The 10,706-nt window shown below is 72.0% G+C and carries 12 protein-coding genes; 5 read left to right on the top strand and 7 right to left on the bottom strand.

Annotated features, from left to right (window positions below; all coding sequences use genetic code 11):
* Window positions 1-48 precede the first annotated feature (48 nt).
* Window positions 49-915, top strand: coding sequence for a PHP domain-containing protein (locus tag G3I54_RS17905; protein WP_164615864.1), 867 nt, complete (start codon window positions 49-51; stop codon window positions 913-915).
* Window positions 916-1,052: 137 nt separating this feature from the next.
* On the top strand, window positions 1,053-1,658 hold the full coding sequence (locus G3I54_RS17910) for a MarC family protein (RefSeq protein WP_010061609.1): 606 nt from the start codon (window positions 1,053-1,055) through the stop codon (window positions 1,656-1,658).
* 108 nt (window positions 1,659-1,766) lie between these two features.
* Here G3I54_RS17910 and G3I54_RS39010 read toward each other — a convergent pair whose 3' ends face one another.
* Window positions 1,767-1,919, bottom strand: coding sequence for a hypothetical protein (locus tag G3I54_RS39010; protein WP_007446805.1), 153 nt, complete (start codon window positions 1,917-1,919; stop codon window positions 1,767-1,769).
* Window positions 1,920-2,137: 218 nt separating this feature from the next.
* Between G3I54_RS39010 and G3I54_RS17915 the strand changes: the two genes are divergently transcribed.
* A complete protein-coding gene (locus G3I54_RS17915) occupies window positions 2,138-3,049 on the top strand; it encodes an NYN domain-containing protein (RefSeq protein WP_164615865.1) in 912 nt (303 codons plus the stop codon).
* A gap of 45 nt (window positions 3,050-3,094) precedes the next feature.
* On the opposite strand, the gene G3I54_RS17920 is transcribed toward G3I54_RS17915, so the two are convergent.
* Both G3I54_RS17920 and G3I54_RS17925 read right to left on the bottom strand, forming a co-directional pair.
* Window positions 3,095-3,952, bottom strand: a complete 858-nt coding sequence (locus G3I54_RS17920) for an alpha/beta hydrolase (protein ID WP_164615866.1) — start codon at window positions 3,950-3,952, stop codon at window positions 3,095-3,097.
* Window positions 3,953-4,090: 138 nt separating this feature from the next.
* Window positions 4,091-6,298 (bottom strand): DEAD/DEAH box helicase, encoded by a 2,208-nt coding sequence (locus G3I54_RS17925; protein WP_164615874.1) that lies wholly within the window; start codon window positions 6,296-6,298, stop codon window positions 4,091-4,093.
* Window positions 6,299-6,773: 475 nt separating this feature from the next.
* Here G3I54_RS17925 and G3I54_RS17930 point away from each other — a divergent pair, with 475 nt between their 5' ends.
* Entirely contained in the window at window positions 6,774-7,520 is a 747-nt protein-coding gene (locus G3I54_RS17930; RefSeq protein ID WP_164615867.1) for a ferritin-like fold-containing protein, read from the top strand.
* A gap of 43 nt (window positions 7,521-7,563) precedes the next feature.
* Here the strand turns inward: G3I54_RS17930 and G3I54_RS17935 are convergent, their stop codons facing one another.
* The 4 genes from G3I54_RS17935 to G3I54_RS17950 all read right to left on the bottom strand — a co-directional run bounded on the left by G3I54_RS17935 (window position 7,564) and on the right by G3I54_RS17950 (window position 9,449).
* Entirely contained in the window at window positions 7,564-7,836 is a 273-nt protein-coding gene (locus tag G3I54_RS17935) for a hypothetical protein (protein ID WP_164615868.1), read from the bottom strand.
* A gap of 220 nt (window positions 7,837-8,056) precedes the next feature.
* Window positions 8,057-8,284 (bottom strand): DUF3107 family protein, encoded by a 228-nt coding sequence (locus tag G3I54_RS17940; protein ID WP_010061602.1) that lies wholly within the window; start codon window positions 8,282-8,284, stop codon window positions 8,057-8,059.
* A 140-nt stretch (window positions 8,285-8,424) separates the two neighbouring features.
* Window positions 8,425-9,066: a TetR/AcrR family transcriptional regulator gene (locus G3I54_RS17945; protein ID WP_164615869.1), complete on the bottom strand. Its 642-nt coding sequence runs from the start codon at window positions 9,064-9,066 to the stop codon at window positions 8,425-8,427.
* Window positions 9,067-9,233: 167 nt separating this feature from the next.
* Window positions 9,234-9,449 (bottom strand): hypothetical protein, encoded by a 216-nt coding sequence (locus G3I54_RS17950; protein WP_164615870.1) that lies wholly within the window; start codon window positions 9,447-9,449, stop codon window positions 9,234-9,236.
* Between the two features lie 111 nt (window positions 9,450-9,560).
* Between G3I54_RS17950 and G3I54_RS17955 the strand changes: the two genes are divergently transcribed.
* The gene (locus tag G3I54_RS17955; protein ID WP_164615871.1) at window positions 9,561-10,526 is read left to right on the top strand and encodes an alpha/beta hydrolase; all 966 of its coding nucleotides are present in this window, start codon (window positions 9,561-9,563) and stop codon (window positions 10,524-10,526) included.
* Window positions 10,527-10,706: the final 180 nt, after the last annotated feature.

Genomic DNA, 10,706 nt, shown 5'->3' on the forward strand with positions numbered 1-10,706 from the left:
ATCCTTGAGCGGTCCCCCGTCCGCCCGCGAGCCCCGGAGTCACGCGTCGTGCGCATCGACCTGCACACCCACTCCACCGCCTCGGACGGCACGGACACCCCCGCCGAGCTGGTCGCGAACGCCGCCGCCGCGGGCCTGGACGTCGTCGCGCTCACCGACCACGACACCGTGGGCGGCCACAAGCAGGCCATCGACGCGCTGCCCGAGGGGCTCACCCTCGTCACCGGCGCCGAACTCTCCTGTCGCGTCGACGGCGTGGGCATGCACATGCTGGCGTACCTCTTCGACCCGGCCGACACCGAGCTGGAGCGCGCCCGGGAGCTCGTCCGCGACGACCGGGTGCCGCGCGCCCAGGAGATGGTCCGCAAGCTGCGCGCCCTCGACGTCCCCATCACCTGGGAGCAGGTCGCCCGCATCGCCGGGGACGGCTCGGTCGGCCGCCCGCACGTCGCCGCCGCCCTCGTCGAACTCGGCGTCGTACCCACCGTCTCGGACGCCTTCACGCCCGACTGGCTGGGCGACGGCGGCCGGGCGTACGCCGAGAAGCACGAGTTCGACCCCTTCGAGGCCGTCCGCCTGGTGAAGGCGGCCGGCGGGGTCACCGTCTTCGCCCACCCGGCCGCCGTGAAACGCGGCGCGGTGGTCCCCGAGTCCACGATCGCCGCGCTCGCCGAGGCCGGCCTCGACGGCATCGAGGTCGACCACATGGACCACGACGAGCCCACCCGGGCCCGGCTGCGCGGTCTCGCCCGCGACCTGGGGCTGCTCACGACCGGCTCCAGCGACTACCACGGCAGCCGGAAGACCGTCGAACTCGGCGAGTGCACCACCGACCCCGAGATCTACGGTGAGATCACCCGGCGCGCCACGGGAGCCTTCCCGGTGCCGGGCGCCGGTGGAGCCGGCCGCCGCTAGCGCTTCCCCTCCTCCGCACCACGTCCCACTCCCCGCGCGCCCCTGTGCGTACCGCCGTGCGTCCAGCACGCCGACGGCCGCTGCCCGGACCCGCGCGCCCCCTCCGTACCGCCCGCTCTTCTCTCGCAAGGCTCACTGTGTTCGACGTCGCCGTCTTCGGATCCCTTTTTCTCACCCTATTTGTGATCATGGACCCGCCCGGGATCACGCCGATCTTCCTCGCCCTCACCGCGGGACGCCCCGCCAAGGTGCAGCGCAAGATGGCGCTCCAGGCCGTCACGGTCGCGTTCGGCGTGATCGCCGTCTTCGGGCTGCTCGGTCAGCAGATCCTCGACTACCTGCATGTCTCCGTGCCCGCGCTGATGATCGCGGGCGGACTCCTGCTGCTGCTCATCGCCCTCGACCTGCTGACCGGCAAGACGGACGAGCCGACGCAGACCAAGGACGTCAACGTGGCGCTCGTACCGCTGGGCATGCCGCTGCTGGCCGGGCCCGGCGCGATCGTCTCGGTCATCCTCGCCGTGCAGCACGCCGACGGCGTGGGCGGTCAGCTCTCGGTCTGGTCCGCGATCGTGGCCATGCACGTGGTGCTCTGGCTGACCATGCGCTACTCGCTGGTCATCATCCGCGTGATCAAGGACGGCGGCGTGGTCCTGGTGACCCGGCTCGCGGGCATGATGCTCTCCGCCATCGCCGTGCAGCAGATCATCAACGGCGTCACCCAGGTCATCCAGAACTCCTGAGGCCCGCAGATTCCTGAAGCCCCCACCGGCTCCTGAGGCCCTCGCGCACCACAGCGCCCCCGCACGGACGTTCCGTGCGGGGGCGCTTCGTCTTCACAACGTCAGGTGTTACGAGGCCGAGCTGTCGGCCGGCCGGATGTAGATGCGCTGGCCCATCGCCGCGGCCTGCTGCACGATCCGGTTGACGGAGGCGGCGTCCACGACGGTGCTGTCCACGGCGGTACCGTCGACGTCGTCGAGTCGCATGATCTCGAAGCGCATAGGGCTTCCCTTCGTCTGATCCTCCTGCTGGAGAACTGCTGGAGAACTACTGGCGCCGGTGGGGCGTCCCACCGGCAAGACTAGGAACGCGAGGCTTCCCTCGCGTTCCACGTGGGTTACAACGGCTTGCCCCCTGCAAACATTCCCTACGCTAAGGAAATTTTTTGGATGTCTAAGTACCCGTCGGTAGCCACATCACCACAGACCATGAGGTTCGCATGAACGAGGCGGACCCGCAGTTCATCGGCGGAGCCGACCTCGGCGCCCGCCTGGACCGCACCAACGAGCTGCTCCAGCGCATGCTCATCGAGGTTTCCAAGACTCCGTCGACGCACGCCATCTTCGTGGACGCCGGCTATGTGTACGCGGCGGCCGGGCTGCTCGTCACCGGCACCGAGGACCGGCGCTCCTTCGACCTCGACGCCGAAGGGCTGATCGAGGCCTTCATCGACAAGGCCCGCACGATCTTCGCGGACAGCAGGCTGCTGCGCGTCTACTGGTACGACGGCGCCCGGCGCCGCATCCACACCACCGAGCAGCAGGCCATCGCCGAACTCCCCGACGTCAAGGTGCGGCTCGGCAACCTCAACGCCAACAACCAGCAGAAGGGCGTCGACTCGCTCATCCGCACCGACCTCGAATCCCTCGCCCGGCACCGCGCCATCAGCGACGCGGCGCTCGTCGGCGGCGACGAGGACCTGGTCTCGGCGGTCGAGGCCGCCCAGGGCTACGGGGCGCGCGTGCACCTCTGGGGCATCGAGGCCGCCGAAGGACGCAACCAGGCCGAACCGCTGCTGTGGGAGGTCGACAGCCAGCGCACCTTCGAACTCGACTTCTGCCGCCCCTACGTCACCCGGCGGCCCGTCACCACGTACGAGGACGACACCCCGGCCCCCTCCCGGGAGGACGTCCGGTTCGTCGGCGCGCAGATCGCCGCCGCCTGGCTCGCCGCCCGGGGCCGGGAATCCCTGGCCGACCTGCTGCCCGGCCACCCCTATCTGCCGGGCTCCGTCGACCAGGACCTCCTGGTGGAGGCGGAACGCCTGCTCCAGCACTCGCTGCGCGGCCACGCGCATCTGCGGCGGGCGCTCCGCGACGGCTTCTGGCAGCACCTGCAGTCGCAGTACTGACGGGCCCGGGCGACGGAGGGATCGACGGGCCGCCCCGAAGGTGCGTCAGACGGTCGGCAGGCCGTCCCAGAACGCCGCCAGCGCCTTCGCGGTCTCCTGCGGGCGGGCGGTGTTGGGGGAGTGCTCGGCGCCGGCGATCGTGGTGCGGCGGGCGCCGAGACGCCGGGCCATGGAGTCGAACCGCTCCACCGGCCACACGTCGTCGCGCTCCCCGGACAGGACGTGGACGGGCAGCCCGACGGCGGCTAGCTCGTCCACCCGGTCCGGCTCGGCCGCCAACTGGGCCCCGGTGGCGATCAACTGGGCCGGATTGTGGGCGAGCCAGCGGCGGCGCAGGTCCGCGCCGTCACCGGTGTCCGCGTCCTGCGGCGGATCCAGTGCCTGCATCGCCTGCCACACCTCGTCCATGGACAGCACGGACAGCGCGTCGCTCAGCATCTTCACCTTGTCCCGCTGGGCCGCGACGACCTCCGCCGGGCCCGAGGACATCAGCGTCAGCGAGCGGAACGGGGTGGCGTCCAGCAGGACGGCGGCGCGGGCGATCTGTCCGCCGAGCGAGTGCCCGAGCAGGTGCAGCTTCCCGTCACCGACGTCCAGAGCCGCCGCCTGGGCCAGCACATCGCGCGCCAACTCGCCCTGGGCGTAACTCTCCTGACGGTCCGTCCCCTGTGATTCGTGCTGCCCCCGGCCGTCCACGGCGACCACGCGGTAGCCCGCCGCGCACAGCGGTTCCAGCAGCGCGATGAAGTCCTCCTTGCTGCCGGTGTATCCGGGCAGCAGCAGGGCGGTGGCCCGTGCCGGGGTACGCGGTACGGCGTCCAGGACGGCGAAGTCGCCGCGCTCGGTGCGCAGGACTCGGGAGGTGGCACAGGGCGGCGGGGTGAAGGTGGGCGGGCGGCTCATACGGCGAGGCTATCCCCGCCGCCCCTTTCCCGATGTCACCGGGCGGCTCTCCCGACATGTCACCGCGCGGCGAAACGGCCCCGGCCCCCGCGAAGTGCGGGGGCCGGGGCCGTCGATGCTGCGATGTCGCCGGAAGCGTCAGCTCTCGGCCGTCGTCGCCGACGCCTTGCCCGCCGGGCGGGTGGCGCGGCGGCGGCGCGGCTTCGTCTCGGCGGCGGCCTCGCTCACCACGGCCTCGGCCTCGGAGACCACGGCGGCCTCCTGGGCGGTGGTCGAGGTGACGGCGCGCGTGGCACGGCGGCGACGCGGCTTGGTCTCCGCCTCGGCGGCCGGGGCCTCCACGACGGGCTGCTCGGCGGCGACCGCCTTCACGGCGACCTTCGCGGTGGACTTCTCGGTGACCTTCTCCGCGGTCTTTGCCTTTGCCCGGGACCGGGTCGCGCGGGGCGCCTTCGCCTTCGGCTCGACGGAAGCGGCCTCGGCCTTCGCCCTCGGCTCCGACTTCTTCGCCGTGGCGCGGGCCGGACGACGACGCGTCTTCACCTCGGGCTCCGGCTCGGCGGCCGGGGCGATCTGGAAGTCGACCTCGTCGGCCGGCTTCACGATCCGGGTGCGGCGACGCGGCTTGACGGCCTTCGGCTCGGCGACCGGCTCCGCGATGCCCGCGGCGACCGCCACGGTCTGGAACTCGGCCTGGGCCGGGGCGGCCGGGGCCGCGGCGACGGGCGAAGCCGTCTCCTCGGTCACCGGCTTCGCGGCGGCGCGGCTGCGACGACGACGCGGCTTGGTCTCCGCGACCGGCTCGGCCACGGGCGCGGCCTCGATCACCGGAGCAGCCTCGATCACCGGAGCGACCTCGGCCACCGGGGCGGGAACCACCGGGGCCTCGGCGACCGCCACGGCCGCCTCGACGACGGCCTCGGGGGCGCTGGCACGGGTACGGCGGCGACGACGCGGCGTACGCGGCGCCTCGGAGCCCTCGTCACCGGCCGGGGTGACCGGGGCGGCCTCCTTGGCGGGTGCGGGCACCGTCGCGGCGCCCTCCTCCGCAGCGGCTCCGCCACGGGTGCGGCGGCGCTGGCGCGGCGTACGGGTGCGCGGCTCGCGCTCCTCACGGGCGGGGGCCGGGGCGGCGGCCTTGCGGCCGCGGCCGCCGGTCTCGCCGAGGTCCTCGACCTCCTCCGCGCGCAGACCGGCACGGGTCCGCTCGGCGCGCGGCAGCACACCCTTGGTGCCCGCCGGGATGCCCAGTTCCTCGAAGAGGTGCGGCGAGGTGGAGTACGTCTCGGGCGGGTCCGGGAACTTCAGGTCCAGGGCCTTGTTGATCAGCTGCCAGCGCGGGATGTCGTCCCAGTCGACCAGCGTGATCGCGATGCCCTTGGCGCCCGCGCGGCCGGTGCGGCCGATGCGGTGGAGGTAGGTCTTCTCGTCCTCCGGCGACTGGTAGTTGATGACGTGGGTCACACCCTCGACATCGATACCGCGCGCGGCGACGTCGGTGCAGACCAGGACGTCGACCTTGCCGTTGCGGAAGGCGCGCAGCGCCTGCTCGCGGGCGCCCTGGCCGAGGTCGCCGTGGACCGCGCCGGAGGCGAAACCGCGCTTCTCCAGCTGCTCGGCGATGTCGGCGGCGGTGCGCTTGGTCCGGCAGAAGATCATCGCGAGCCCGCGGCCGTCGGCCTGGAGGATGCGGGAGAGCATCTCCGGCTTGTCCATGTTGTGGGCGCGGTAGACGTGCTGGACCGTGTTCTTGACGGTCGTGCCCTCGTCGTCGGGCGACGTGGCGTTGATGTGCGTCGGCTGCGACATGTAGCGACGGGCGAGGCTGATGACGGCACCGGGCATGGTGGCCGAGAACAGCATCGTCTGGCGCTTGGGCGGCAGCATCGTGATGATGCGCTCGACGTCGGGCAGGAAGCCCAGGTCCAGCATCTCGTCGGCCTCGTCGAGGACGAGCCCGCGGATGTGGGAGAGGTCGAGCTTGCGCTGGCCCGCCAGGTCCAGGAGACGGCCCGGGGTGCCGACGATCACGTCGACGCCCTTCTTGAGGGCCTCGACCTGGGGCTCGTACGCCCGGCCGCCGTAGATCGCGAGAACGCGGACGTTCCGGACCTTGCCGGCGGTCAGCAGGTCGTTGGTGACCTGCTGGCAGAGCTCACGGGTGGGGACGACGACGAGCGCCTGCGGCGCGTCGGTCAGCTGCTCGGGCGTGGCGCGGCCCGCCTCGACGTCGGCGGGGACGGTCACACGCTCCAGGAGCGGAAGACCGAAGCCGAGCGTCTTGCCGGTGCCGGTCTTGGCCTGGCCGATGACGTCGGAGCCGGAGAGGGCTACGGGGAGCGTCAGCTCCTGGATGGGGAAGGGGGACGTGATGCCGACCGCCTCGAGGGCTTCGGCCGTCTCGGAAAGAATACCGAGGTCGCGGAACGTAGTCAGGGTGCTGCCTCTTCTGTGAGACGCGGTCCGAGGCGAACGCTGGGGGTCGTACCGTGCCGGGGTTGGTCATCCGGCCGTGGATGGGCCGGGTGGCGCGGGACCACTGCCGTCGCTCGAGCGCTCGTGCCGCTGAGGGGGCCCCTCATCTGCAGTCGTACGTGTCGTACGCACCGCGTGGAGGGCTGTCGGGTCGGAGCCGATCGGGCCACCGACCGGGCATCCTCATTCAAAGGGCGCGCCTCTGGCACAGCACAGTGCTCAGTAGGCGCATTACCACTGTACCCCGGATTCGCGCATGTGTGTTGGACGAATTCATCGGAACGGTATGAGGTCCCCGGCTGACCAGGCCCTTCCGCCCTGTGCGGAGCGGGCTATCGTTCCGTTCATGGAGACGCCTGACCACGCCACAGAGAACCCCGCCGAAGCTTCCGGAGCCACCGGGATCGCCGCCCAGGACTGGGCCACCGCGGCCGCCGACCCGCAGTACCGCGCCGCGGTCGTGGACCTGCTCGGCGCCCTCGCCTACGGAGAGCTGGCGGCCTTCGAGCGGCTGGCCGAGGACGCGAAGCTCGCGCCGACGCTCGGCGACAAGGCGGCGCTGGCGAAGATGGCCGCCGCGGAGTTCCATCACTTCGAGCAGCTGAACCAGCGGCTCACCGCGGTGGACGAGGACCCGACCGCCGCCATGGAGCCGTTCGCCAAGGCGCTCGACGACTTCCACCGCCAGACGGCGCCCTCCGACTGGCTGGAGGGCCTGGTCAAGGCGTACGTCGGCGACTCGATCGCGAGCGACTTCTACCGCGAGGTCGCGGCCCGGCTGGACACCGACACCCGGTCCCTGGTGCTGTCCGTGCTCGACGACACGGGCCACGGGAACTTCGCCGTGGAGAAGGTGCGCGCCGCGATCGAGGCCGACCCCCGGCTCGGCGGGCGGCTCGCGCTGTGGGCGCGCCGGCTGATGGGCGAGGCGCTGTCGCAGGCCCAGCGCGTGGTCGCCGACCGCGACGCCCTGTCGACGATGCTGGTGGGCGGCGTCGCGGACGGCTTCGACCTGGCCGAGGTGGGCCGGATGTTCTCCCGGATCACCGAGGCCCACACCAAGCGGATGGCCGCGCTGGGGCTGGCCGCGTAACAGCGCGCTGCCGCGTGGCACCGCGCTGTCCCGTGACACCGCGCTACTGGGCCGCCGCCGACCGGCCGAGGCGGCGGCCGCGTGGTCGGATCAGGAGCGACAGCGTCACCGCCCCGACGGACACGGCACCGATCAGCGTCGCCAGGACATGGCCGGGACCCAGCGCGGCATGCGTCAGATACGCGCCGAACAGGGCGCCCAGCGCACCGGTGAGATAAACCGCACGGCCGGACGGCAGTCGGTCGGAGAGTGATCGCAGGGCCGCCCAGGACAGGGCGAGCCCGAGCAGGGCGGCGGCGAAGGATTCCCAGATCACAGACGATCACCTCGCGGGGGTGTGCGGGGCGGGCAAATCGGTCGTAGGCGGTACTACCCCCCGCCTGCGGAGAACAACCCTCCAGCGGCCCGTTCCGACCCGTACGGGATCGGGGTCCCGCACGAAACGCGGGAAACGCGAGAGAGCGCGAGCAACGCAAGGAGCGGCCCGGCGGGGAAAACCCCGCCGGGCCGCTCCTGCGATCAACGCGCCCGGTGGACTACAGCGCCCCGAACCCCACCCGCCGGGTGGTCGGCTCACCGATCTCCACATACGCGATCCGGTCGGCCGGCACCAGAACCTTGCGGCCCTTGTCGTCCGTGAGGCTGAGCAGCTCCGCCTTGCCGCCCAGTGCCGCGGCGACCGCGCTCTCGACGTCCTCGGCGGAAAGCCCGCTCTCCAGAACGATCTCGCGGGGCGTGTGCTGCACCCCGATCTTGACCTCCACGGCTATGTCCCTCCGACGGTCAGTCCTTGCGCGGCGAACCGCGCCGTACGCAGCCACATTAGCCCGGCGGGAGCGGCGCTCAGGGCCCGACCGGCAACGCCCGCAGCGAACACGGCGTCACACGTCCCGTCACGGAGGGCTCAGTGCTGCTCGACGCCGTGCAGCGGGAAGCCCGCGATGCCCCGCCAGGCCAGCGAGGTGAGGAGCTGTACGGCTGTGTCGCGCGGGATCGCGGACCGGCTGGAGAGCCAGTAGCGCGCCACCACCTGGGAGACGCCACCGAGGCCCACCGCCAGCAGCATGGACTCTTCCTTGGACAGCCCGGTGTCCCCGGCGATCACGTCGGAGATGGCCTCGGCGCACTGGAGGGAGACCCGGTCGACCCGCTCGCGCACGGCGGGCTCGTTGGTCAGGTCGGACTCGAAGACCAGCCGGAAGGCGCCGCCCTCGTCCTCCACGTACGCGAAGTAGGCGTCCATCGTCGCCTCGACGCGCAGCTTGTTGTCCGTCGTCGAGGCGAGCGCCGTGCGCACGGCCTGGAGCAGCGACTCGCAGTGCTGGTCGAGAAGGGCCAGGTAGAGCTCCAGCTTTCCGGGGAAGTGCTGGTAGAGCACCGGCTTGCTGACCCCGGCCCGCTCGGCGATGTCGTCCATCGCGGCGGAGTGGTAGCCCTGCGCGACGAAGACCTCCTGTGCGGCGCCCAGCAGCTGATTGCGTCGGGCGCGGCGGGGCAGCCGTGTGCCCCGCGGGCGCGCCGCCTCTGTCTGCTCGATGGCTGTCACGCCGCCTCCCAAATATGTGTTCCAGCACAGCCGGTCCGTGCACGCTGCGCCGTACAGCCATCGTACTTTTGGGTAACCCTGGTGTGCGCGGCGCGGACGCAGAATTTCATGGACCGGACGGCTGTGGAAGCCACAGTTCTCTGTGGTCGCGAGCAAACCGGGGCGTATTAGCGGTAATCATCCTCGTCGAGGGGGATCACCCTGAGCTGCTCCGCCACATCGGCCTCATTGGCGGTGGCCGGGTCGATGCTTTCCGCCCGTTCGTCGTCCTCGGGCCGGATGTCCGCCCGCTGCTCGGCGGCGTCCGCCTCGGGGGCCTCGGGCCCCGTCTCTTCCGGTTCGGCGTTCTCGAAGGTGTCCGGGTCGCTCGGGTCGACCGTCATGTGCAGCTCCCTTCCTTCCCATGAAGCCTAGGAGCTACCCGTCTACCCCGCGATGCGGCCTGTGATGGCGAACACATGAATGAGGGCGTGATCGTCTCGTAACATTGCCGCATGTCTTCGACCGAGCTGCCGGGTGTCCAGGCCGCCGCTGCCGCGGTGGCCCCCACGGTCAGTGCCGTCCGGGTCGCCGACGGCGAACGGCTGCGCTCCGTGTCCCTGCCGGGGATCGGTCTGAACGTCCGCTGCCGGCCGGGCGACCGGACCGGACTGCCTCCCGCGCTGTACGTGCACGGGCTCGGCGGATCGTCGCAGAACTGGTCCGCGCTGATGCCGCTGCTGTCCGACCTGGTCGACGGCGAGGCGGTCGACCTGCCTGGATTCGGGGACTCGCCGCCGCCGGACGACGGCAATTACTCGGTGACCGGACACGCCCGTGCGGTGATCCGGCTGCTGGACGCGGAGGGGCGGGGCCCCGTTCATCTGTTCGGCAATTCGCTGGGCGGCGCGGTCGCCACCCGGGTCGCCGCCGTCCGCCCCGACCTGGTGCGCACCCTCACCCTGATCTCGCCCGCCCTGCCGGAGTGGCGGGTGCAGCGACCCGCCGTACCGACCGGTCTGCTGGCCGTGCCGGGAGTCGCTTCCCTGTTCGCCCGGCTAACGAAGGACTGGACGGCGGAGCAGCGGACGCGTGGAGTCATGGCACTCTGTTACGGCGATCCGGCACGGGTCTCCGACGAAGCCTTCCGCCATGCGGTGGCCGAGATGGAGCGCCGGCTGGAGCTGCCGTACTTCTGGGACGCGATGACGCGTTCGGCCCGGGGCATCGTGGACGCGTACACCCTGGGCGGCCAGCACGGACTGTGGCGCCAGGCCGAGCGGGTGCTCGCACCGACTCAGCTCGTGTACGGCGGACGGGACCAGCTCGTCTCGTACCGGATGGCACGCAGGGCGTCCGCGGCCTTCCGCGACGCCCGGCTGCTGACCCTGCCCGACGCGGGGCACGTGGCGATGATGGAGTACCCGGAGGCGGTCGCCCAGGCGTTCCGGGAACTGCTGGACGATAGCGGCGGGAGCTGATCCGGGGCGTGGGACGACACAGTCGAAAGGGCTCCGGGGCGATCCGCCCGGACGCTGCGGAACCGGGCGGCGAGCGCGCCGCCGCGAGGCCCGCGTCCGGCGGCGGCCGACGCAGGCGGACCGGGCTCCCGCCGACCGGTGACGGGCGCGGCCCGTTCTCCGCGGACGCCCCGCAGGTGC

It is taken from the genome of Streptomyces sp. SID14515 (assembly GCF_010548505.1).
GTDB lineage: Bacteria > Actinomycetota > Actinomycetes > Streptomycetales > Streptomycetaceae > Streptomyces > Streptomyces caviscabies.

Coding starts and splice junctions, on each gene's coding strand:
- G3I54_RS39010 (WP_007446805.1), bottom strand. CDS start 1,919: ATGCGCTTCGAGATCATGCGACTCGACGACGTCGACGGTACCGCCGTG.
- G3I54_RS17955 (WP_164615871.1), top strand. CDS start 9,561: ATGTCTTCGACCGAGCTGCCGGGTGTCCAGGCCGCCGCTGCCGCGGTG.
- G3I54_RS17915 (WP_164615865.1), top strand. CDS start 2,138: ATGAACGAGGCGGACCCGCAGTTCATCGGCGGAGCCGACCTCGGCGCC.
- G3I54_RS17930 (WP_164615867.1), top strand. CDS start 6,774: ATGGAGACGCCTGACCACGCCACAGAGAACCCCGCCGAAGCTTCCGGA.
- G3I54_RS17920 (WP_164615866.1), bottom strand. CDS start 3,952: ATGAGCCGCCCGCCCACCTTCACCCCGCCGCCCTGTGCCACCTCCCGA.
- G3I54_RS17950 (WP_164615870.1), bottom strand. CDS start 9,449: ATGACGGTCGACCCGAGCGACCCGGACACCTTCGAGAACGCCGAACCG.